A 23,475-nucleotide genomic window follows, 5' to 3' on the forward strand; every position below is an offset into this window, starting at 1 on the left:
TTAATACCGCCGGAGTTCTTCCCGGTAAGCCGTGAGTTGGGCTTGCAACCGGGTCAACTGACTGCCGTCAAAAGTTGCCGTAACCGCCCGCGCCAGTTCAATGGCCACGACACTTTCCACCACCAGTGACGCGGGCACAATCGCGGTCGTATCCGAGCGTTCAATACTGGCCTTCCGTTTTTCCTTGGTCACCACGTCAACGCTTTGAAGCGGCTTGTACAGCGTCGGAATTGGCTTCATCGCCGCTTGTAAAACGATTGGCATACCGTTCGTCATTCCACCTTCAAAGCCCCCAAGATGGTTGCTCAGTCGCGACCAGCCCGTATCAGCGGACCAATCAATGGCGTCCATGACCCGGCTACCAGGATTGGCCGCCGCGGTAAAACCGTCGCCAATTTCGACTCCCTTGATCGCGTTGACCCCCATGACCGCGGCCGCTAACTGACCATCAAGCTTCGTTGACCAGCTGGTGTAACTTCCTAGTCCCGCCGGCACGTTTTCGGCAACGACCCGCACCACCCCGCCGAGGGTGTCGCCGGCGCGCTTGGTCGCTGAAATTAGGTCGTGAAGTGCGGGCAGCTGCCGCGCATCCGCAATCCGTAAGTCGTTGTCGCCAACCCGCGCTGCTAATTCAGCGACCGTTAAACCGGTCGGTTCGGTGAGTTTCGTTGCGCCAATCTGACAAACGTAGCCAATCAGGTGCACGTCCAACTGCGCTAATAGTTGCTTACAGAGGGCTCCAATCGCGACTCGCATCGCCGTTTCTCTGGCTGAAGACCGTTCCAGTACGTTCCGTAGATCGCGCTGGCCATACTTCATCCCGCCAACGAGGTCCGCGTGCCCGGGACGCGGGCGGGTCACTTGTCGGAGCGTATTCGCTGTCGTGGCGGGACTCGTCGGATCCATTACCGCTGACCAGTGTGCGTGATCGCGATTGGTAATCGTCAGCGCCAGTGGTGACCCCAGCGTAACGCCGTGGCGCAACCCGCCGGTGATTTTGACCTGATCGTGTTCAATCTGCTGACGGTTGCCCCGCCCAAAGCCTCCTTGGCGCGCCGCCAGCGTTGCGTTCAGAGCGTCTACGTCAATGGCGACCCCCGCTGGAAAGCCACTTAAAATTCCCGTTAATTCTGGACCGTGGGATTCCCCGGCCGTCACGTAATCAATCATTCGTTTCATCCTTTCTTGTCAAGCGAACTTGGTAAGCCCGCGAATTCGTCATAATTGCTTGAAAAATTGCCTGTAAGTACGGCGTGTGGCCCGTCTGCCGACTAGTCGTTGCCACTTGTGCCAACACCGCCGCCTCGCGCTTTGAATCGAGCACTGGTTGGTGGGTTTGCGCCTTTAACTGACCAATCGCATTGACCGTTTCAAAACGATCGTTTAGTAACGTCACAATTTGAGCATCGATTTGATTAATCCGCTGGCGTTGGGTCGCTAACGTGGGCGCGGTTTGCGTCTTTTTTACCGGTCGGAGCGCCCAGGTCACCAAGCTAACAAGCATCAAACCAGCCAATCCAATGACCAGGTCGAAGCGCATTGCCGTTGCCACGCTCTGTTGTGACAGCCACCCCGTAATCAGCGGAACCGTGAAGGACGCCAAACTCCCAAAGGTAAAATACAACCCGGTAACGCCCCCCTTAATACGCGGATGGAGCTTAATGAACAGGTTCAATCCGACTTGCATGATGCCCCCGGCTGCACAGAAGCCAAAGGCTAACGCCGCCGCCATTGATAACCAGCTAACCGCACTGTAACTGACGATTAGCAGCGCCGCCAACGCACCACCGTTCATTCCGATAAGTAATTTGGTCTCCGCAATCCCACGCCGTAGTAAGATAAAAATGATCAGCACGCCGCTGATAGAACCAACGCTGTAAAGTGATAACAATAAATGGGCGAGGACTTGGTGGAACCCAAACGTCCGCGTCACGAACAAGCTAATCCACTGGGTGTAAAGAATCATTAGGGCCATCGACGTGTAGCCGTAGCCAGCTAAGCCAATCGAAGCAACTAGCCGCCGTCCCCGGGGTAATTGCGCCCGCTGCTCAACGACTTGCGCCGACCCCTGATTTCGGGTTGGAAAGGTCTGCCGGTTTAACCAAACAAAGTTAATCACGAGAATGGCTGCTGCTATCAAGAATGACCAACCGTACCACCACTGTCGTTGATCCAGAAGTGCGATTAGGAGGGGCAGCAAGAACTCACCGGCCGACATGCACGCTTTCAAGAAAACGTTAGCCGCACCCGCGTTGCCCCCCATTTCCATGAACGTCGTATACGTGCCTGAATCCAGCGCGGAATTTGCAATTCCCGCTAAGATGGCTAACCCGTACGCTAATTGAATATTCGTTACAAACGGCATCGCCAGGAAGAAAACGAGGTAGCTCAACATGCCCAGGTTGACGAATAGGCGCCGACCAAAGCGGTCCGAAAGGTTCCCCAAGATAAAGTAAGCCATTAACCGGCCAATCCCAATTCCTGAAACTACGTAAGAAACCGTAGCTAGTGGCGTTTGCCAGTGGTGACTGAGCGCCTGCATGTTTTGCGTTAAAATAATTAAGCCCAAACCGTGAATAAAGTAGTTTAGGTAAAGACTGCCAGAAAGCATTTTTCGATTCATCGTCAAGACCCCTTCAACTAAAATTTAACGAAAAAAAGCCAGCTAGATTCTGAGAATCTAGCTGGCTCACATTAAGACGTCATTAACGTGATTGAATTTCAGCTAGACTCCCAAACGTGTCTAGCTGGCTAAGACAAAAATGACTTCGCTAACCTTAGACACGGACGTGTGTGCCGTCCGCATCTAAAGATCCGGACGCTACCTAAAGTAAACTAAGCCAAAATAATACGCATTGATTGGTAGTCCCTGAGTCATAATTATCGTTCCTTTCCGTTGAATTGAATAGTTATATTAAAGCATTCTCATTTTAATCCGTCAACACTTATTTTATTTTAATTTAATAGCCATTTTTCTATAAGCCGGCAGCCACGGTGTTGAAAGCGGTTTAAATTTATCAAAAAAGATTCCATGATATGCGGTGTCGATTTTCTTAAAAAGATGCCAGGTGAGCTTTCAAAAAATTCACTATACTTGCCAGAATAAGTGGGCAAGGTTGCGCTTATTTTAGTAAACGCTCCGCACAACCAACTTCATCAATTGAGACTCGCTAAAGTCAACCGCACAACCGCATGTTAAGGTAAGATTAGCCAGTAGCGGGTGTAACCATGGCTCAACTGCGAAATTATTCTTAGCCGGAAGTGAAGTTCTTTCGGCTTAGAATAAGGCTCGAATTTGAGATTGCTCAGTGGTTTTTCTGAGTGAGCTCAAATCAATGCCCGCAGTGTTCCAGCCAACCGGTTACACCCGCTGCTGGCGGTATTCCTACACTAATCTATACAAAAAAGGGGCTGCGACATTAGCCGCGGCCCCTTGTGTGTCTTCGAATATCAATAGCCGAAACGTGTGCCAAAAGCCAGCTGGCTTTTGGCACACGCTCGAATAATCAACGTCATCAACTGGTTAGTCTTGCCGTTTCAAATTATTAATTAATTCGTCGATTCGGCTCCCATATTGAACGGACTGGTCCCGTTCAAATGTGAGTTCTGGCGTCTTGTAAATACTTAAGCGCGAGCCTAGTTCAGACCGAATTAAACCCTTGGCCTTTTCTAAACCGGCCGCCGTCTTTTCACCATCCGACGCCTTATCAGATAAAATACTGTAATAAATGGTGGCTTGTTGCAGGTCCCCCGTTACGGTAACACCCGTAATAGTGATACCCGCAACCCGTGGATCACGGACCCGTTTTAACAAGATATCATCAACTTCACGTTGAATTTCTTGTTCAAGCCGACCAACCCGATAATGTTGTGCCATTTAGTTGACCCCCTTTGTCAGGTGCTTAGTCAATCGGAACTTCCTTCATCACGTAAGCTTCAATCACATCGTTAACCTTAATATCGTTATAATCTTCAATTCGTAACCCTAATTCGAAGCCTTGCTTAACTTCCTTAACGTCATCCTTGAAGCGCCGTAAACTGGCAAGCTTACCGTCGTAAATAACAACGCCGTCACGAATAACGCGAACCCCAGAATCACGGTGGATGACCCCGTCAGTGACCATCCCACCACCGATCGTGCCGACCTTCGAAACCTTATAGATTTCACGAATTTCAACTTGACCAGTGATTTTTTCTTCGTATTTCGGTTCGAGCATCCCCTTCATCGCGCTTTCGATTTCATCAATCGCGTTGTAGATGACTTGGTGCAACCGAATATCAACGTCGTCAGTATCAGCTTGTGACTTCGCCTGTGGCGTTGGTCGTACGTTGAACCCGATAATGATGGCGTTACTTGCTTCCGCTAAGGCCACGTCACTTTCATTGATGGCCCCAACGGCAGTATGAATAATGTTGACCCGTACGCCTTCAACATCAATTTTACGTAAACTACCCGCTAGCGCTTCAACGGAACCTTGCACGTCCGCCTTGATAATCACGTCAACTTCTTTAAGTTGACCCTGTTTCATCGAATCAAACAAGTTATCCAGCGTGACGTGGGTCGTCTTGTTCCGTTCATCCATCAAGGCCTGTTTAGCCCGTTGTTCACCGGCTTCACGCGCCGTCTTTTCATCATCAAAGACGACGAAGCGGTCCCCGGCATCCGGAACATCGTTCAAACCAGTAATTTCAATCGGCGTTGACGGCACGGCTTCCTTGATCCGCTTACCGTGATCGTTCGTCATCGTCCGAACCTTACCATAAGTGTTCCCAACGACGATTGGATCACCAACGTGCATCGTCCCTTGTTGAACTAACAAGGTTGCAGTTGACCCCTTACCACGGTCCAAACTAGCTTCCAAGACGGACCCAGCAGCGTTTTGCTTGGGGTTAGCCTTTAATTCAAGCACTTCTGCTTGTAATAAGATCATGTCCAGCAATTCGTCCAAGTTTTTACCAAACTTAGCGGAAATTTGAACAAAGATCGTGTCGCCACCCCAGTCTTCTGGAATCAACCCGTATTCCGTCAGTTGTTCCATAACGTGGTTCGGGTTGGCACCCGGCTTATCAATCTTGTTAACCGCAACGATGATTGGAACTTCCGCCGCCTTCGCGTGGTTAATGGCTTCGATAGTTTGTGGCATGACCCCGTCATCGGCCGCAACAACCAAGACGGTGATATCGGTAATGTCCGCACCCCGTGCCCGCATTTCAGTAAAGGCCGCGTGCCCAGGCGTATCCAAGAAAGTAATGGTCTTGCCATCATGCTTAACTTGGTAAGCACCAATGGCCTGCGTGATCCCACCAGCTTCGCCGGCCGTCACGTGCGTATGCCGTAACTTATCCAGCAAGGTCGTCTTCCCGTGGTCAACGTGCCCCATGACGGTTACGACCGGTGCCCGTGGTGCTAAGTTTTCGGTATTCTTGTTTTCATCATCGAAGAACTTATCCAAGTCAGTCACATCGACTTGAACCTTTTCTTGCGCGTTAATCCCATAATCAGCCGCTAAAACTTCGATTGTATCTTTATCTAACGATTGGTTTTGGTTAACGGCTACGCCCAGCATAAATAACTTCTTAATAATTTCAGCGGGTTCGCGGTGCAAAATCTTACCCAAATCTTGGGCGTTCATGCCGACCGTATAAACCAGCGTTTCTGGCAACGGCTTATCCTTACGAACTGGTGCCGGCTTATGGTTAACTTGCCGAATCCGTTGATTCTTGCGGTTTTGCTTATTGCGGTTATTCCGACGCCGGTTGTTATTATTACCACGATAACGACCGCCACCGTTATTATTATTGTTATTTAGGCTGCCACCAAAGCGGCCGCCGCCATTCCGCGAGCTGTTGCTCGTGGTATTTGAACGGTTACCATTGTTGGTTGTCCGGTTAGCCGAACCATTCGTATGGTTATTGTTCCGGTTGTTATTGCTATTACCGTTACTGCCGTTATGGTTACGGTTTTGGTTATTGGACCGGTTTTGACCGTTATTATTAGAACGGTTTGAATTCCGGTTATTGTTGTTACCACCATTGGTTGGCCGGTTGTTACTCCGGTTTTGGGTGTTGTTCCCATTACGGTTACCGTTACTGGTCCGGTTGCTGCTATTAGCCGACCGGTTGCCGTTAGTTGGCCGCCCCGTCGTTGTCCGGTTACCATTATTGTTTGAATGTTGGTTACGATTTTGGTTATTGTTATTATTACGATTATTATTCAAAGAATCACCACTCTGTTGATGACGCGAGTTGGATTGCTGCTGATTAGCAGTTCGTGTCACAGTTTTTGCTACCGGTTTGGTAGCCCGGTCATTGTTGGCCGGTTGGGATGTAGGATGGGCACTCGAAGCCGTCGTTTTCAACTGACGGGCCTCGTTTTCGCCAAGTGTCGACATATGATTTTTAACATCAAAGCCCAACTTATGTGCCCGGGCAATCAGTTGCTTACTCGGTACGTTGAGTTCCTTTGCTAACTCATAAATTCGCTTTTTTCCCATATCGTCACCCTCCTTTAATGCGTCATGATCGCCACCATTTTCTCCGCAAATCCCCGGTCAGTAATTGCAAAAACCGTTCGGGGCTTGCCCGCAGCCGCACTTAATTCAGCCTTGGTAAAGGTATCGATCACAGGAACGTCATAAAATTGGGCCTTGTCATGAAACTTCTTAGCGGTCGTGGGACCGGCATCACTGGCGATTAAAACCAGTTTGGCCGATTGATTACGAATTGCTGCCAGGGTCAAGCCCTCGCCCGCAATTTGCTGTTTGGCACGCCCTGAAAGGCCCAGTAAGTTTAAACAAGCTTGTTTAGGCGTCATCACCGAACAATTCCTTTCGGGCTTGCTGATGATCGACGTAGGCGACGAGTTCGTCGTAAAAATCAGGCGCAACCTTAATACCAAAGGCCTTATCAAAGGTCTTTTCTTTCTGGGCACGCTTGGCGACTTCGACGTCTAATGAAATGTAGGCGCCCCGGCCCGGTTTTTTCCCGGTTGGGTCGACCGACACTTCGTCCTGCTTGTTCTTAACGACTCGGACTAAGTCTTTCTTGGGATGCATTTCACCCGTTACAATGTCCTTGCGTAACGGCACTTTTCTTTTTTTCATATCCCAAAACCTCCTCTAGTTACTTAATGACTACTTTCGTCAGTTGCATCACTGGTAGCGTCGTCTGCGGGTGTTGCGGATTCAGCATCTGCCGGTGCTTCAACGTCCGAAGCTACTGAATCATCAGCTTCTTCCGTGGCAGGTGCTTCACTAGTTGCTGACTCAGCATCCAAGTCAGCAGGATCAGTAGCCGTTTCGGCCGCTGCAACGTTATCGGGGTTCGCTTCCATTATATCAGAAGCTTCCGTCTCTGATTTAATATCGATCTTAAACCCAGTTAACTTAGCAGCTAAGCGGGCATTTTGACCACGCTTCCCAATCGCTAATGACAATTGATAATCTGGAACGACGACGGTACAACCACGTTCGTTTTCCGGATCAAAAATAACGTCTAAGACTTCCGCCGGGTTCAAAGCGTTCGCAATGAAGACGGCCGTATCGTCCGTCCATTCAACAATATCCATGTTTTCACCGTGTAATTCGTTCACGATGGTTTGGACCCGTTGGCCCTTAGGACCCACACAAGTCCCGACTGGATCAACGTTCGGGTTGTTTGAACGAACCGCAACCTTAGCCCGATCACCCGCTTCACGGGCAATTGAGACGATTTCAACGATGCCATCAAAAATTTCAGGAACTTCTTGTTCAAACAAACGTTTTAACAAGTCCGGCGCTGTCCGTGAGACGAACACTTGCGGCCCCTTCGTCGCATTTTCGACTTTTGAAACGTACACTTTAATTTTATCGTGAATTCGGTACGTTTCACCTGGTAATTGGTCGGAACGGCCCATGACCGCCTCAACTTTACCGAGGCTAACGTAAACGAACCGGTTATCCTGACGTTCAACTTCACCAGTCACGATTTCATTTTCGTACTGACTATATTCGTCGTAAATAATGCCGCGTTCCGCTTCACGAACCCGTTGCATAATGACCTGCTTAGCCGTTTGGGCAGCAATTCGACCAAAATTTTTCGGCGTTACTTCGAAGCGAATTTCATCACCAATTTCGTACGCCTTGTTGATGGCGAGTGCGTCTTGAAGGCTAACTTCCAAGCGTGAATCAAAGACGTCTTCAACGACTTCCTTAACGGCGTACACGTGAATGTTCCCCTTAACTTGGTCGAATTCGACTTCCACGTTTTGAGCTTGACCGTAGTTCCGTTTGTATGCGGAAACTAAGGCTGCTTCCAACGCGTCAATGACAACTTCCTTTTTAATACCTTTTTCGGTTTCAAGGGTGTCTAACGCCCCTAATAATTCCTTACTCATGAGTAAACTCCTTTACTAAAATTAGAACTTGACCGCTAAACGGGCTTGGGCGATTTGTTGGCGTTCAACGGTAATCGTCTTATGCCGGGTCTTATCCAAATAATCAAGGGTTAAGGTCGTTGGCGTAACCGCAGTCAAATCGCCTTCAAAAACCTTTTTACCGTCCACCTTCTGATACAGTCCGATGTGAACGTACTTACCGATGGCGTTTTGGTAGTCCGCCTCTTTTTTCAACGGTCGTTCCGCACCCGGAGAGGATACTTCCAAGAAGTAAGCTTGGGGAATCGGATCTGGTTCCATTGCATCTAATTTTTCACTTAATTCGTCACTAACCATGGCGCATTCTTCAATGTTAATGCCACCTGGCTTATCAATATAGACCCGTAAGTACCAACTCTGGCCCTCACGAACAAACTCCATATCGACGAGTTCAAATTGATGAGCAGCGATAATTGCTTGCGCAACGGGCTGAATGGTCTCAACAACGTTATTGCTCAAGGCTGTGCCTCCTATCCAGATTAGTCCAATAAAAAGAGTGAGCATCGCTGCTCACTCGTTAACGAGTTTTAAATTACAACCCATATATTAGCACAATTATCGCGCAACCGCAAGCTTAAGCGTACTGGTGCCGGCGGTTATGCGTCCTTTTTCCCTGGTCAGTCGTTAAAATTGGCTAGAAAAGTGATAATTGATTTTCATCTGGTAAATCATTTAAAACGCCATTTTCGGTCATAAAATCGATCAGGGTTTGTGAAACTTTCCCCCGTTTCGAGAGGTCTTCTTTTGATAAGAATGGCTTATCCGCGCGCGCTGCAACGATTTGCTTGGCGACGTTGAGCCCCAACCCAGGAACTGCCCGGAACGGCGCAATCAACGTATCACCGTCAATCAACCAGTCGGACGCGTCCGACTTGTAAAGGTCCACCATCTGGAACTTAAAGCCCCGTTCTTGCATTTCGTTGGCCAGCTCAAGAACCGTTAACAAGTTCTTTTCCTTAGCGGAGGCGTCCATCCCCTTATCGGTGATCACCTTCATGGCATCCTTTACGGCGTCCTTACCGTTAGCCATCGCAACTAGGTCAAAGTCATCCGCCCGAACGGAGAAATAGGCCGCGTAGTAAACTAGCGGGAAGTAAACCTTGAAGTAGGCCACCCGCAACGCCATCAAAATATAGGCGGCAGCGTGGGCCCGCGGGAACATGTACTTGATCTTTAAACAAGACTCAATGTACCAGTCCGGCACGTTCGCGTCCTTCATCGCTTGTTGCCATTCATCGGGAATCCCCCGGCCCTTCCGCACGTGTTCCATAATTTGGAAGGACATATCGGATTCCATCCCGTAGTGAATCAAGTCGGTCATGATGTTATCCCGGCACCCAATAACTTCAGCCAGCGTAACCGTACCGTCCTTAATCAGCTCTTCGGCGTTACCTAGCCACACGTCGGTTCCGTGTGATAGCCCGGAAATTTGAAGTAATTCGTTAAAGGTTGAGGGGTGCGTTTCTTCCAACATGCCTCGTACGAACCGGGTTCCAAATTCAGGGATCCCGAGGGTCCCCGTTTTTGAAAAGATCTGTTCCGGCGTCACCCCGAGTACTTCCGGACTCGAGAAAATCTTCATCACGGTTGGGTCTACCGGCGGAATACTTTCCGGTTTAATTCCTGACAAATCTTGAAGCATCCGGATCATCGTAGGATCATCATGCCCCAGAATATCAATTTTCAAAATGTTGTCATGAATCGAATGGAAATCAAAGTGGGTCGTTTGCCAAGCCGCACTCTGGTCATCGGCTGGATACTGAACCGGGGTAAAATCATAAATATCCATGTAGTCGGGTACAACGATGATTCCGGCCGGGTGTTGCCCGGTCGTCCGCTTCACACCAGTCATTCCCTTCGCCAGCCGGTCAATTTCAGCGGTGCGAATGTTTTGTCCACTATCACGTTCATATCCCTTGACGTAACCGTAAGCGGTCTTATCCGCAACCGTACCAATCGTCCCAGCTCGGTAAACGTTCTTCTCACCAAACAGCACCTTCGTATAGTTATGCGCGATTGGCTGGTAGTCCCCAGAGAAGTTTAAATCAATATCGGGCACCTTGTTCCCGTAAAAACCTAGGAACGTTTCGAACGGAATGTTTTGACCGTCACGAACCATCTCGGTACCGCACTTAGGACAATCCTTAGGTGGTAAGTCGTATCCGGAACCATACTCATTATTCACGTAGAAGTGCGAATATTGACAGTTGGGGCACCGGTAATGCGGCGGCATTGGGTTAACTTCGGTAATCCCGGATAAAGTGGCCACTAAACTTGAGCCGACCGAGCCCCGCGATCCAACCAAATAACCGTCCTTGTTACTCTTAAACACCAACCGTTGGGCAATCAAGTAAATAACTGAGAACCCGTTCCCAATGATACTTTTAAGCTCTTTATCAACCCGGGCTTGCACAATCTCTGGCAACGGATCACCGTACCACGCGTGGGCCCGGTCCATCGTTAGTTGCTTAATTTCCGCTTCGGCCCCTTCCATCCGGGGAGTGTAAAGCTTATCTTTAACCGGCCGCACGTATTCAAACCGGTCCGCGATCGCCCGCGGTGTATCAACCACAATTTCGTGCGCGGTTTCCTCACCTAGGAAGCTGAAGTCCGCTAACATTTCATCAGTGGTCCGAAAATGGACGTCCGGCCACTCTAGCCGTTTGCGTCCCAGCGCAATTTTCGGCTGTGATTTGATTAGAACCGTCCGGTAAATTTTATCTTCCTGGTTCAAATAATGGACGTCCCCGGTAGCCGCGACCGGAATATTGAGTTCGTGGCCCAAGTCGACCATGTTCTTAATGATTTCTTCCAAGTGATTATTATCCGCAATCAGGCCGGATTCAATCAAATCAGCATAAACGGGCTTCGGCTGAACTTCTAAGAAATCATAATAACTGGCCTTTTGCTTGGCTTCGGCACGGCCTTTTTGCATCATAGCTGTAAAAACTTCGCCATTGTGGCAAGCCGAACCAACCAAGATGCCATCCCGGTACTTATTCAGCACGCTGCGGGGAACCCGCGGCACGTTCGCAAAGTACTGCACGTTCGCCAATGAAATGATTTTAAAGAGGTTCTTTAGCCCCGCCTGGGTCGTTGCGTACAAGGTCGCATGGAATGGCCGCGCGTGGCGGTAAGCTGCATTTTCGTTCATGTGGTCATTCAACTGACTATGAAATTGAACGCCATAGCGCTCCTCAGCGTCTTTCAGGAAAATATGATTTAAATGCCCCGTTGATTCAGCATCGTAAATCGCCCGGTGATGGTGCTCCAAATTAACATTAAATTTCTTTGACAGTGAGTCCAACGTATAACGCCGAAAATCGGGATATAACCATCGCGCCAACGTCAAAGTATCAATAATTGGGTTTGAAATTGGCTCCATGTGATGGCGCTGATAGCCAGTATTCATAAAGCCCATATCGAAAGTGACGTTATGCCCAACAATGATGGCATCCCCATAAAATTCGCGGAACAGGCGGAATACTTCTTCCTCCGACTTGGAACCGCGGACCATTTCATCCGTGATACTCGTTAAGTTCGTGGTTTGCGCGGATAGATGAAAGCCCGGATCAATAAACTCCTCAAACTGGTCGACAACGTTGCCTTTGACCATCTTAACCGCGGATAATTCAATCACCCGGTCGTAAATCGCTGACAAACCGGTCGTTTCCGTATCAAAGATCACGTACGTGGCTTCCTTCAGGTCGGTATGCGCATCGTTATACGCAATCGGAACCCCGTCATCAACCATGTTGGCTTCGACCCCGTATAAAATTTTAATGTTATTTTTCTCACCAGCCGCAAACGCTTCTGGAAAAGCCTGCGCACCGGAATGGTCAGTAATCGCAATCGCCGGGTGGCCCCACTTAGCAGCCTGTTTAACGTAATCTGAAATACTATTAGTCGCATCCATCTGACTCATATTGGAATGTAGGTGCAATTCAACCCGCTTATCATCAGCCGGCGCCTTATCCTGACGAGTGGCGTGGCCGACTTCGTTAATATCGTAAGCGTTAATCGTCAGGTCGCGCATGAAGCTATCTTCTTGAACCGACCCCCGAACGCGGACCCACATGCCGGTCTTAAGAGCCGCAAACTGGGCTTCGTCGTCTGCGTTTCGCGAGAATTTTTTCACGACCATCGAGGAACTGTAGTCGGTGACCTTTAAAATCAAAAGTTGCCGCTGTGAACGTAACGTCCGGACCTCCATGTCAAAGACGTAGCCTTCCACAATGACCGACCGTTCTTCCTCCGTAATTTGCACCAACTGTTTAGCTGGTTCCTGCGGATTAATTTGTTTACCTAACTGAACCGGACCATCAACGGGTGCGGCCGTTTCAGCCTGCTTGGCCCGCTTCTCATTCGCCTTTTTAATGGCCGCCTCCGCGCGCTTGGCGAGCTCTTGGTCAGACTTCGCCTTTTGGGCATGAAACGCATTGATTTTAGCCTGCGACGCCGATTCATCAATCATCGTATGAATTGAAAACTTTGGAAAACCGAGGACCCGGTAATGTTGCTCAATTGGTCCGAGGGCCTGATTCGTTAAAAAGTTTTGAATGACTTCGTTTTCAGCGAGTAAAATGACGCGCCCGTCATCTAACGTCGGTACGTTGCTATTACAAAGCGATTGAACCAGTGGCGATTGAATCCCACTATTTTGAACGATCCATTCCCAATAATCGGCCAGTGCTTGCGCGGGAACTTCGGTATCATCCGTCTGGATTCGCAATCGAATCTGAGCAATCCCCTTAAAGGCAATTTGGAGTTGATTGTGGAACGTCATAAATTGCGTGTATGGTAACACGTGTTGAAAGTGTAAATGGAACTCCCAAACTTTTGAGGCTTGGTGGACGGTCAGTTTTTCAATGGCCGCATCCGCGAAATCCGGATTACTAGGCATCCCAATTTGTTCGAGCAGCTTCTCAAACATTTCCTGCTGATTTAGGCTCACGGTGCCCCTCCTTTACTTCTTTAAAACTAAAATTTTAAATCAAAGTTCGTTTATGATTATCAGTGCGCTTAGTCACCGCTAGCGGTGCGCACAACCGAATCGCTTGGAATTAAAAGCACCTAGCTTCGAAGTGGCCGAAACTAGGTGCTTTTCGCATCCACTAATCACTTAGTGTACGCATTTTTTGTGCAACATGCAACGGTTGTGCCGTTCAGTTGCTTAGTCAATGTTTTTGAGTAAAACGGCTAAGTTATTCGCAACTTCTTCTTGTTTAACTTCCAGCGTTTCGCCCGTTGAACGTAACTTAATTTCAACGATACCTTCACTGGCCTTCTTACCAACGGTGATTCGAACCGGCAAGCCCATCAAATCAGAGTCCGCAAACTTAACCCCGGGACGTTCTTTCCGATCATCATAGAGCACTTTGTAGCCAGCTTCTTCCAACTGCGCTTCTACTTGATCAGCAACCTTAACTTGGTCTTCCTTCTTCGGGTTAACTGGAATAACGTGGACGTCAAACGGTGCAATCGCCTTTGGCCAAATCAAGCCATTTTCGTCAGCTCGTTGTTCCGCAATCGCTGAAAGTAACCGGGAAACGCCAATCCCATAACAACCCATAATAACTGGAATATTCCGCCCGTTTTGATCCAGGACTTCGGCGTGTAAATCCTTTGAATACCGGGTACCCAGCTTGAAGATATGCCCAATTTCAATCCCCTTGGTAAACTTCAAAACGCCGGCGCCGTCCGGTGATAATTCACCTTCCTGCGCAAAACGAATATCAACGTAGTCTTCAGCGTGGAAATCACGTTCAGGGTTAACGTTGGTGAAATGATGACCATCTTCGTTAGCACCAACGGTAATGTTGACCATGTCCTTAACATAAACGTCGGCAATGATTTTAACATCCTCACTAACGTTGACTGGTCCTAACGACCCAAAACTAGCACCGAGGTATTCCTGGGCCTGTTCCGGCGTTGCCATTTCAAGAAAGTCCGCGCCCAAATAGTTCTTTAACTTAATGTCGTTCACTTCGTGGTCACCACGAACTAACGCCATTACTGGCTGGTCATCAGCCATAAAGAGAATACTCTTAACTAATTGATCCGCACCAACCTTCAAGAAAGCTGCTAACTCATCGATTGTCCCAACACCAGGAGTGTCGATTCTTTCCATATCTTTCAAGGAAGCGTGTGACTTCTTAGGTACGTACAAGCTACGGGCCATTTCGAGGTTAGCCGCATAGTCGCTGGCATCCGAATAAACGATCGTATCTTCACCAACGGCCGCAATCGCTGAATATTCGCGTGAATCCTTACCACCCATGGCACCGCCATCACCAATGATTGAGCGGAACTTTAAGCCACAACGTTCAAAAATGTTCTGGTAAGCTTGCGCCATATTCTTAAAGGTGTCGTCCAAGGAGCCTTCGTCCGCATGGAACGAATAAGCATCCTGCATCATAAATTCACGCCCACGTAACAGCCCGTAACGTGGCCGATCCTCATCACGGTACTTCGCTTGAATTTGATATAAAGTCAGCGGCAAGCGTTTGTAGGACTTAATTTCATCCCGAATTAACGAAGTAAAGGTTTCTTCGTGAGTTGGGCCTAAAATAAATTCCCGATCATGCCGGTTCTTTAACTTGAACAGTTCTGGCCCGTAAGTATCGTAACGGCCCGTCGCCTTCCAAAGTTCCGCTGGAATGACGGCCGGTACTAACATTTCGGCCGCATCAACTTTTTCCATTTCATCGCGGATAATCCCTTCGATGTTGGTTAAGACCCGGTAAGCTAAGGGTAAGTACGCGTACATTCCCGCAGAAATTTGGCGAATGTAACCGGCTCGGAGCATCATTTGGTGACTGAGTGCCTCCGCGTCGTTCGGAACTTCCTTTAGCGTTGGGATTAACATTTTCGACTGTTTCATGGACTAAATCTTCTCCTTATTGGTTCCAATTTTTTAAATAGCTCAGAAGAAATAACGTTGAATATCATTCCAAGTTACTAAAATCATTAATAACATTAGCAGGCCAAAACCGATCAGCGTAATGACGCTTTCGGTTTCAACCCGCAGTGGCTTGCGACGAATCGCTTCCACCACGTTTAAAACTAGTTTACCACCGTCCAATGCCGGAATTGGTAATAAATTAACAATTCCAAGGTTAATCGAGAGCACTGCCAGTAGGTAGATTACCTGGCGAACCCCTGAACGGGCCGCCTGCGAGGTCGTTGCAAAAATGGCAACCGGACCACCCAAATCATTGAGACTAAAGCCGTGCGTGACCATCCGGCCCAGAACTTGAAAGATCTGCTTCGTAATGTTCCACGAGCCCGTAAAACCGTAAGCCAGCTTAGCACCCACGCTCTTATCCGTGTGGGTGGCCCAGACCACGCCAATTTGGCCAATGGTCGTACCAGAAACGGTCTTCGATTTCGGCGTCACGGTCACGTGTTTAGTTGTACCGTTCCGCTTGACCGTCAAATTCAATTTTTCCTTCGGGCTATCCTGAATCAAAATTGAAATTGACTGCGCCGTTTTCATGCGCTTACCATTGACGGCTAGAATCTCATCGCCAGCTTTAATCCCGGCATCCCGCGCAACGGAATTGGCCATCGTTGCGTCAACTTTCTGGGTAACCGAAGTCACGCCCCCCTGCATAAACGCTAAAATTGCAAAGGTAATAATAGCCAAAATAAAGTTGTTCATCGGCCCAGCAAAGTTGGTCAACATCCGCTGCCATAACTTGGCCGATTGAAATTGCACGTCAACCGGTGCAATCTGAACCTCAGTACCGTCACTTTCAATAATCGTCGCATCGTGATCAACCGGGTAGCGTTTAACGGTACTTTCATCCCCGTTTTCGTACCCTTCGATCCACAGTTCCTTTTCCAGGTCCGTTGCCGTGATGGCAAGTGGGATTCCGTTGAATAAGGTGGTCTTTTTACTAGCGTTAATCGACTCAACGCGCCCGTCCTGTCCAATCAACAGACTAACTGGCGTTCCGGGTTTTAATTCTTCGTCCTCATCATCAGCCACCCCGGCCATCCGGACGTACCCGCCAATTGGCAAAAAGCGGAGGGTATAGGTGGTCGCATTACGCCGGAATGCCACCGCTTTCGGCCCCATTCCAATTGAAAACTCACGGACAAGGATGCCCGAGCGCTTCGCAAAGTAAAAGTGGCCGAACTCATGAACAATGACTAAAATACCGAACACGATGATGAACGCAATAATTGTAACTATCAATTAAACGCTCCTTTCGCTCTAACCGACTGTTTGCCGGTCCTAAAAGAGACCAAATAGGTGGGCAATTGGGAAAACCAACAACATACTATCAAACCGATCTAAGATCCCACCGTGTCCCGGTAAAATTTTACCGGAATCCTTAACGCCGTAATAGCGCTTAAGGGCGGATTCAACCAAATCACCGAATTGGCCAACAATCGATAAGATTAGCGTAATCAGAATCATTGAAACGACACTTTGGTAACCGACGTTTAAAATAATCGCGAAGGCGCCGGCAATAATGACGCCAACGACACTCCCGCCAATGCAGCCTTCCCAAGTTTTATTCGGGCTGATTGGCGTCACCTTATGTCGACCGAGTTTACGGCCAACCATATACGCGCCACTATCTGTCAACCAAACAATGAACATCAGGTACAGTAACATGTAAACACTGATACCGCGGGCAGCCGTAAAGTAATTGAAGCCCATCCCAATGTACAAAACACCTAACGTTAATACGCCGGCATCGTCAAACGAAAACCGGTTCCGTGACCACACGGTGTGGAGTAAGAGTAAAATGACTAAAAAGTACACCACGTACTGCTTATCAAGTTGGGCTGGTAACCCATTAAACCACTTGTTAGGTGCAATTTCAATTGCAACCGCCACCATGCTCACAATTGCTTCAAACGAAATTAGCAATTTTTTCCGCATGATCAATAACTCGCCCATCGCAATTGCACCTAGCAACATCGCGACAATATCTAAAAGCAGGCCACCCTTAATAATGACCGGTACAAATAGTATTAGGGCAATGACTGCCGTAATGACCCGTTGTTTCATCCTATAAAACTCCCTTTACTTTTTATCCGACAAACCGCCAAACCGGCGATCGCGGTGCTGAAAATCGGCGATGCAGGCCTTTAAGGTCGTCGCTGTAAAATCTGGCCACTTAACATCCGTAAACACAAGTTCACTGTATGCAATTTGCCATAACAAGAAATTCGAAATCCGCTCTTCACCACTCGTCCGAATTAACAGATCCGGATCGTTGTACGGCGTAAGTGCCGACGTCATTAACGCGTCATCAATCGTTTGTTCATCAATTGTTGCTGGATCCAGCTGACCGCTTTGAACCCGGCGTGCAATTTCTTGAACACCACTCACAATTTCAGCTCGCGACCCGTAATTAAGCGCAAAGTTAAGGACCATGCCGTCACAATGAGCCGTATCCGCAATTGCATCGTTAACGGCCTTCCGGGTTGCTGCGGGTAACTGTTCTGGGTAACCAATCACTTGAACACGAATATTATTTTTAACTAAGTCGGGCACAAACGTATCGAAAAACCGGACTGGTAACTGCATTAAATAGTTAACTTCATCCGAGGGCCGCTTCCAATTCTCAGTTGAAAACGCATAAAGCGTCAACACCTTAATCCCCAGGTCGCTCGCCGCGATGGTCACCTTCTTAACGGTGTTCATCCCTTCTTTATGGCCAGCTACCCGCGGTAAGTGTCGCGCTTTAGCCCACCGACCGTTGCCATCCATGATGATGGCAACGTGAGCCGGAATCCGCTGCGGGTCTAATTCAATCGGCGCCTGTTCGGCGGGATCATTTTTATTTAAAAAAGCGAACAAATCGCACCTCCACAAAAAATAGCTTAACTATGCCTTATTTTACCAAAAAATGCCGCATTTAACTATTCGTCAACAAAAAAAGGCTTGAATTTCTCCAAGCCTTAATAATTGGTGGGCCAACTAGCCTTCCAATACTTCTTTTTCTTTATCCGCCACAATGGCGTCAACACCCTTACCGGCTTCGTCGGTTAACTTCTGGGTTTGTTCTTCGAGTTGGTGTAATTGATCATCAGTAAACTGACCATCCTTATTACCCTTCTTCAACGCTTCCATCGCATCGCGGCGTACGTTTCGAACGGCAACCTTGGCGCGTTCACCCTCGGCCTTAACGTCCTTAGCGAGTTCCTTGCGGCGTTCCTCAGTTAATTGTGGAATGACCAACCGAATGGCGGAGCCATCGTTTGCAGGACTAATCCCTAAATCGGAAGCTAAAATTGCCTTTTCAATTTCTTTTAAAGCGGACTTATCAAACGGCGTCACCATCAGAACCCGTGGTTCTGGAACCGTAATGGCTGCCATTTGGTTAAGTGGCGTTTGAACCCCGTAATAATCGGCGGAAATCCGGTTTAAAAGTGAGGCGTTAGCCCGACCAGCCCGAATATTACCTAATTCCCGTTGTAAAGCTGCTTCTGCTTTTTGCATGCGTTCTTGCGCATCTTTTAAAATTGGTTCTGTCAATGCCATGTTATTTCCCCCTAACCGTTGTCCCGATGTGTTCACCGGCAACAACTTTGCGAATATTGCCCGGCTTATTCAAATTAAAGACAACAACCGGAATATCATTATCCATCGATAACGAACTAGCGGTCGTATCCATCACTTGTAAGCCCTTATTGATAATGTCAAGATGAGTTAACGTGTCAAACTTAACGGCGCTAGAATCCTTATTCGGATCAGCAGAATAAACACCATCCACCCCGTTTTTGGCCATTAAGATCGCGTCCGCGTTAATTTCAGCGGCCCGCAACGCTGCGGTCGTATCGGTTGAGAAGTATGGGCTACCAGTCCCACCAGCAAAAATAACGATGCGCCGCTTCTCTAAGTGTCGCATTGCTTTGCGGCGAATGTATGGTTCAGCAATCTGGCGCATTTCAATCGACGTTTGAACCCGGGTTGGAACGTCGATTGATTCCAAGTTATCCTGTAACGCTAAAGCGTTCATAATGGTTGCTAACATACCAATGTAGTCCGCTTGAGCACGTTCCATACCCATTTGGGCCCCGGCTTCACCGCGCCACATATTGCCACCACCGACGACAATGGCGATTTGAACGCCCATATCATAGACGTCCTTCAACTCTTCAGCAACCGTTTTAATAACGGGTGGGTTGATTCCAAAGCCCTTTTCGCCAGCTAAGGCCTCACCACTAAGTTTTAGAATCACGCGCTTATATTTAACTTCCGACATCGTTTTGTCCTCCTCGAGATTATCTGCCTTTATTTTACCATATTATCAACGGCCGTTATAGCACCGCTACGCATCCTAGTGAAAAAATCGGCCACTTTACACAAAAAGAGAACTGCGACAAAGCCAAGTTTGCCACCGTTCTCTTTAAGTTATAACTTAACTAATCAATTAGTCTTTAATTTGACCCATGACTTCGTCAACGAAGTTATCAGTCTTCTTTTCGATTCCTTCACCGACTTCGAAGCGAACAAAGGTGTTAACCTTACCACCCTTAGATTCAACGAAGTGCGCAACCGTTTGATCAGAATCCTTAACGAATTCTTGGTCATCCAAGCTGATTTCTGAGAGCCATTTGTTCAAACGGCCTTCAACCATCTTTTCAACGATCTTTTCAGGCTTGCCTTCGTTCAAGGCTTCCTTGACAAGAACTTCCTTTTCATGCGCTAAACGGTCAGCAGGAACTTGCGTCCGGTTAACGTATTCTGGGTTAATGGCAGCAACGTGCATCGCAACGTCCTTAGCAGTTGCTTCATCAGCACCGTCTAAGACAACTAAAACACCAATTAAACCACCGTTGTGCAAGTATGAACCAAAGTTTTGGTCCGCACCCTTTTCGATGACGTGGAAGCGACGAAGACTGATCTTTTCACCGGTAACTTGCGTCGTTTCAATGATGTCATCCTTAACCGTACCGTTAGCAGTCGTTAAAGCTAAGGCGTCGTCAACCGTCTTAGGTTCTTCGGTCGCAATTTTGTCAGCTAATTCAGCAACGAGATCCTTGAACTTATCAGTTGAAGCAACTGAATCAGTTTCGCAGTTAACTTCCACGATGGCCGCTTTGTTGTCCTTAATGGCAACGGCAGTCATCCCTTCAGCAGCAACGCGGCCGCTCTTCTTTTCAGCCTTAGCAACGCCTTTTTCGCGTAAAACGTCAACGGCTTTTTCCATGTCGCCTTCAGTTTCAACTAACGCTTTTTTGGCGTCCATCATACCAACACCGGTTTTATCACGGAGTTCTTTAACTTGTGCTGCAGAAATCTTTGCCATAATTTACTCTCCTTTGAGTAGCTTGATTTTAGATAAAAGGCCGCCCGCAAAATCAGGCCGATACGGTCCACGATTTTTTAGACAGCCTAATTATTTCAAATTAATTATTTGTTGTCAGACTTCTTGTCGTTGTCGCCTTCAACGGCTTCAACGATATCTTCCATTGAGTCTGCAGACTTCTTAGCGTCCTTGTTACCCTTGAAAGAGTCTTCAGTAACGTCTTGTTCTTCACCTTGACGACCTTCAACAACGGCATCCGCCATCTTAGAAGTAATCAAACGAACGGCACGAATAGCGTCATCGTTTGATGGGATGATAACATCGATATCGTCAGGGTCAGTGTTCGTATCAACCATCGCAACGATCGGAATGTTCAACTTTTGAGCTTCCTTAACCGCGATTTGTTCCTTACGAGGATCAACGATGAAGATAACGTCTGGAATCCGTGGCATGTCTTCGATCCCACCAAGGAATTTTTCAAGCTTAGCACGTTGCTTGATTAATAATGAAACTTCCTTCTTTGGTAAGCGTTCGAAAGTACCGTCTTCTTCCATCTTCTTCAAGTCTTTAAGACGCTTGATCCGCGTTTGGATGGTGTTCCAGTTAGTCAACGTCCCACCTAACCAACGATGGTTAACGTAGTATTGACCCGCACGGGTAGCTTCTTCTTCGATTGAATCTTGCGCTTGCTTCTTAGTCCCAACGAATAAGATAACACCATCGTCAGCAGCAGCATCCTTAACGAAGTTGTAAGCTGAGTCGATCATCTTAACCGTCTTTTGCAAGTCAATGATGTAAATGCCGTTCCGTTCCGTAAAGATGTATGGTTTCATCTTAGGGTTCCAACGACGAGTTTGGTGACCAAAGTGGACACCGGCTTCAAGCAATTGTTTCATAGAAATAACAGCCATGATAAATGTTCCTCCAAAAATTTGTTTTGATCCTCCTCACCGATCAACTGCCGTCGGGACTCTCCCGAGCACACCTGACGCCATCACAATGAGTGTGAATTGGTTTGATACCGAAAGTTAGTATACCGAATATCCCGGTCGCATGCAAGCTATTTCACTGGAAATTTGTGATTTTCAGAAAGTGTGTTAGAATACAATTTCGCATGGCACCATCGCCCGAATGAACCGAAACGGTAAATCGTGACGCTTCAAAATGGCAGGGCCTGCGGTTAACGTAATTATTAAGTACGCGCGGCTAACGCCGCCAAACGGCGCGCCAACCGCCGGCCCCTATTCAGCGTTATGGAAAGTTAAGCGTCCTTTTCCAACGTTGTTAAGGCTAAAATCACACCGTTCGTGGCAGCATCAGGCCCCCGGGGTCGTTCTGCTAATACCTGAAGAAAGGAACCTGCGTTTTGCGATGCACGTCTCAACCGCACCAATCACGCAAACAAGTGTAACTTACTCATGATAAAAGCCATCATTTTCGATCTCGATGACACGTTATATGATCAAAAAAGTCCGCTGATTACCGCTGTTAATCAAACGTTGCAACGCACGTTAACAGCTGAGCAAGCGAACGTTGTTTTTCAGCGTTTCCACGAATTTAACGACCAAACTTTCAACCGTGTGACCGGTCAAGAGCTGACCCTCGAAGCGTGGCAAACCGCGCGGATGCGCCATAGTCTAGCTGAATTAACTTCGGAAGCAGTCACGACCGACTGGGCTATTCAGTTCCAAATGGCCTATCAACGGGCGCTCACAAACATTCAGCTTTTTGACGGGCTAGCAGCGACGCTTACCCGGCTAAGTCATTGTTTTAAAATTGGCATCATTACCAACGGCCCCGCCGCAACCCAGCGGAACAAGTTGCACCAGCTTCAAATTGAACACTACGTGCATCCTGACCATATTTTTATTTCCGAGGAACTGGGGATAGCTAAACCCGACCCATCAATTTTTACCACCTGGGCGCACCAAGTGGGCGTACGTGCTAACGAGGCCGTTTACGTTGGTGATAACGCCCAGCTGGACGTTACCAGCGCGAGTCACGCCGGCTGGCAAACTTTTTGGTTTAACCATCGCGAAAATAACCAGGCGCAACCAGCCGTCATTCCTGATCAAATCATTCAGAGTGCGGCCGAATTAAACGAGCTCCTCTTAGCACTCGTTGCGGCAGCTGCTCCAACCGCTTGCCCCAATCACTAAATATAATAACTAAGTTAAGGGCCGTGGCGACAAGTCACAGCCCTTTTTAGCACTTCCAAGTCTCAATTGTCAAACCGGGTATCGAAAGCCAGCCGACTTTCGATACCCGGTTTCAACAAAAAAGGGTCTATGATATTTGGTGTTGATGGATGAAATCCATTAACACCAAATTTTTTTATTACAAATCAAAAAGGGCATACCGCCCTGTGCTACAATCGAGTCGTCGAAAACCAATCGAAAGCGAGTGAACAGTATGTCCCAAGAACAGTCTACTAGAGTTTTACTTCAAATTAAAGACCACAACATCAAAAATCTTAATGCCGAGGTCTCATCTGACGGTGTCATGCGCATTACTGGTGATTTATCCTATGATGATATTGTTTGTCCACGCTGTGGTCAAACAAATATGAGCCATAACGGGCATAAAACCGCCGTGATTCGACTGCCACGGGTTAGTGAGCGAACAACTTTACTAGTACTTAGGAAACAGCGATTTCGTTGTAAAAATTGCGGTAAAACTTGCATCGCTCAAACAACGCTAGTCAAGAAACAACATCAAATTTCTGAAAACACCCTGCACGCCATTGACGCGGCCCTCACGGAAGACCGCACTATGAGTAGTATT

Annotated in this window: 19 protein-coding genes; 2 read left to right on the forward strand and 17 right to left on the reverse strand. The window is 47.9% G+C overall.

All coding sequences use genetic code 11. The annotated features are described in order from the left end of the window. From aroC to rpsB, 17 genes are all read right to left on the reverse strand, one after another. A complete protein-coding gene (gene aroC / locus FFM79_RS09630; RefSeq protein WP_137643267.1) occupies window positions 1-1,170 on the reverse strand; it encodes a chorismate synthase in 1,170 nt (389 codons plus the stop codon). Beyond that, the gene (locus tag FFM79_RS09635) at window positions 1,163-2,623 is read right to left on the reverse strand and encodes an MFS transporter (protein ID WP_137643268.1); all 1,461 of its coding nucleotides are present in this window, start codon (window positions 2,621-2,623) and stop codon (window positions 1,163-1,165) included. Before FFM79_RS09635 ends, aroC begins: the two co-directional genes overlap by 8 nt. A 900-nt stretch (window positions 2,624-3,523) precedes the next feature. Then, window positions 3,524-3,877 (reverse strand): 30S ribosome-binding factor RbfA, encoded by a 354-nt coding sequence (gene rbfA / locus FFM79_RS09640; protein WP_137643269.1) that lies wholly within the window; start codon window positions 3,875-3,877, stop codon window positions 3,524-3,526. Between the two features lie 25 nt (window positions 3,878-3,902). Further along, a complete protein-coding gene (gene infB / locus FFM79_RS09645) occupies window positions 3,903-6,494 on the reverse strand; it encodes a translation initiation factor IF-2 (protein WP_137643270.1) in 2,592 nt (863 codons plus the stop codon). Between the two features lie 14 nt (window positions 6,495-6,508). Then, the gene (locus tag FFM79_RS09650) at window positions 6,509-6,814 is read right to left on the reverse strand and encodes a L7Ae/L30e/S12e/Gadd45 family ribosomal protein (RefSeq protein WP_137643271.1); all 306 of its coding nucleotides are present in this window, start codon (window positions 6,812-6,814) and stop codon (window positions 6,509-6,511) included. After that, window positions 6,804-7,103, reverse strand: coding sequence for an RNase P modulator RnpM (rnpM, locus tag FFM79_RS09655; RefSeq protein WP_137643272.1), 300 nt, complete (start codon window positions 7,101-7,103; stop codon window positions 6,804-6,806). Before rnpM ends, FFM79_RS09650 begins: the two co-directional genes overlap by 11 nt. Before the next feature lie 23 nt (window positions 7,104-7,126). Next, window positions 7,127-8,374, reverse strand: a complete 1,248-nt coding sequence (gene nusA, locus FFM79_RS09660; RefSeq protein ID WP_137643273.1) for a transcription termination factor NusA — start codon at window positions 8,372-8,374, stop codon at window positions 7,127-7,129. 21 nt (window positions 8,375-8,395) lie between these two features. Next, the gene (rimP, locus tag FFM79_RS09665) at window positions 8,396-8,872 is read right to left on the reverse strand and encodes a ribosome maturation factor RimP (protein ID WP_137643274.1); all 477 of its coding nucleotides are present in this window, start codon (window positions 8,870-8,872) and stop codon (window positions 8,396-8,398) included. A 175-nt stretch (window positions 8,873-9,047) separates the two neighbouring features. Continuing rightward, a complete protein-coding gene (locus tag FFM79_RS09670) occupies window positions 9,048-13,367 on the reverse strand; it encodes a PolC-type DNA polymerase III (protein WP_137643275.1) in 4,320 nt (1,439 codons plus the stop codon). A 219-nt stretch (window positions 13,368-13,586) separates the two neighbouring features. Further along, window positions 13,587-15,296, reverse strand: coding sequence for a proline--tRNA ligase (locus FFM79_RS09675; protein WP_137643276.1), 1,710 nt, complete (start codon window positions 15,294-15,296; stop codon window positions 13,587-13,589). A gap of 42 nt (window positions 15,297-15,338) precedes the next feature. Next, on the reverse strand, window positions 15,339-16,616 hold the full coding sequence (gene rseP, locus FFM79_RS09680; protein ID WP_137643277.1) for an RIP metalloprotease RseP: 1,278 nt from the start codon (window positions 16,614-16,616) through the stop codon (window positions 15,339-15,341). Between the two features lie 39 nt (window positions 16,617-16,655). Beyond that, window positions 16,656-17,441 (reverse strand): phosphatidate cytidylyltransferase, encoded by a 786-nt coding sequence (locus FFM79_RS09685; RefSeq protein ID WP_137643278.1) that lies wholly within the window; start codon window positions 17,439-17,441, stop codon window positions 16,656-16,658. A 15-nt stretch (window positions 17,442-17,456) separates the two neighbouring features. Continuing rightward, the gene (gene uppS / locus FFM79_RS09690) at window positions 17,457-18,236 is read right to left on the reverse strand and encodes an undecaprenyl pyrophosphate synthase (protein WP_137643279.1); all 780 of its coding nucleotides are present in this window, start codon (window positions 18,234-18,236) and stop codon (window positions 17,457-17,459) included. A 120-nt stretch (window positions 18,237-18,356) separates the two neighbouring features. Continuing rightward, the gene (gene frr, locus FFM79_RS09695; RefSeq protein WP_137643280.1) at window positions 18,357-18,920 is read right to left on the reverse strand and encodes a ribosome recycling factor; all 564 of its coding nucleotides are present in this window, start codon (window positions 18,918-18,920) and stop codon (window positions 18,357-18,359) included. Between the two features lies 1 nt (window position 18,921). After that, the gene (pyrH, locus tag FFM79_RS09700) at window positions 18,922-19,644 is read right to left on the reverse strand and encodes a UMP kinase (protein ID WP_137643281.1); all 723 of its coding nucleotides are present in this window, start codon (window positions 19,642-19,644) and stop codon (window positions 18,922-18,924) included. Between the two features lie 168 nt (window positions 19,645-19,812). Further along, the gene (gene tsf / locus FFM79_RS09705; protein WP_137643282.1) at window positions 19,813-20,691 is read right to left on the reverse strand and encodes a translation elongation factor Ts; all 879 of its coding nucleotides are present in this window, start codon (window positions 20,689-20,691) and stop codon (window positions 19,813-19,815) included. A 104-nt stretch (window positions 20,692-20,795) separates the two neighbouring features. After that, window positions 20,796-21,602, reverse strand: coding sequence for a 30S ribosomal protein S2 (gene rpsB / locus FFM79_RS09710; protein WP_137643283.1), 807 nt, complete (start codon window positions 21,600-21,602; stop codon window positions 20,796-20,798). A gap of 507 nt (window positions 21,603-22,109) precedes the next feature. On the opposite strand from rpsB, the gene FFM79_RS09715 reads away from it, so the two are divergent. Further along, on the forward strand, window positions 22,110-22,850 hold the full coding sequence (locus FFM79_RS09715; protein ID WP_137643284.1) for an HAD family hydrolase: 741 nt from the start codon (window positions 22,110-22,112) through the stop codon (window positions 22,848-22,850). 253 nt (window positions 22,851-23,103) lie between these two features. Continuing rightward, a partial coding sequence (locus FFM79_RS09720) for a transposase family protein (RefSeq protein WP_170177440.1) occupies window positions 23,104-23,475 on the forward strand: 372 nt, incomplete at its 3' end.

Source organism: Lactiplantibacillus modestisalitolerans (genome assembly GCF_005405425.1).
In the GTDB taxonomy this organism is placed as follows: Bacteria; Bacillota; Bacilli; order Lactobacillales; family Lactobacillaceae; genus Lactiplantibacillus; species Lactiplantibacillus modestisalitolerans.

Excerpts from the sequence above, each read along its gene's own strand:
- aroC (WP_137643267.1), bottom strand. The coding sequence starts at position 1,170 with ATGATTGATTACGTGACGGCCGGGGAATCCCACGGTCCAGAATTAACG.
- FFM79_RS09635 (WP_137643268.1), bottom strand. The coding sequence starts at position 2,623 with ATGAATCGAAAAATGCTTTCTGGCAGTCTTTACCTAAACTACTTTATT.
- rbfA (WP_137643269.1), bottom strand. The coding sequence starts at position 3,877 with ATGGCACAACATTATCGGGTTGGTCGGCTTGAACAAGAAATTCAACGT.
- infB (WP_137643270.1), bottom strand. The coding sequence starts at position 6,494 with ATGGGAAAAAAGCGAATTTATGAGTTAGCAAAGGAACTCAACGTACCG.
- FFM79_RS09650 (WP_137643271.1), bottom strand. The coding sequence starts at position 6,814 with ATGACGCCTAAACAAGCTTGTTTAAACTTACTGGGCCTTTCAGGGCGT.
- rnpM (WP_137643272.1), bottom strand. The coding sequence starts at position 7,103 with ATGAAAAAAAGAAAAGTGCCGTTACGCAAGGACATTGTAACGGGTGAA.
- nusA (WP_137643273.1), bottom strand. The coding sequence starts at position 8,374 with ATGAGTAAGGAATTATTAGGGGCGTTAGACACCCTTGAAACCGAAAAA.
- FFM79_RS09675 (WP_137643276.1), bottom strand. The coding sequence starts at position 15,296 with ATGAAACAGTCGAAAATGTTAATCCCAACGCTAAAGGAAGTTCCGAAC.
- FFM79_RS09685 (WP_137643278.1), bottom strand. The coding sequence starts at position 17,441 with ATGAAACAACGGGTCATTACGGCAGTCATTGCCCTAATACTATTTGTA.
- frr (WP_137643280.1), bottom strand. The coding sequence starts at position 18,920 with ATGGCATTGACAGAACCAATTTTAAAAGATGCGCAAGAACGCATGCAA.
- pyrH (WP_137643281.1), bottom strand. The coding sequence starts at position 19,644 with ATGTCGGAAGTTAAATATAAGCGCGTGATTCTAAAACTTAGTGGTGAG.
- tsf (WP_137643282.1), bottom strand. The coding sequence starts at position 20,691 with ATGGCAAAGATTTCTGCAGCACAAGTTAAAGAACTCCGTGATAAAACC.
- rpsB (WP_137643283.1), bottom strand. The coding sequence starts at position 21,602 with ATGGCTGTTATTTCTATGAAACAATTGCTTGAAGCCGGTGTCCACTTT.
- FFM79_RS09715 (WP_137643284.1), top strand. The coding sequence starts at position 22,110 with ATGATAAAAGCCATCATTTTCGATCTCGATGACACGTTATATGATCAA.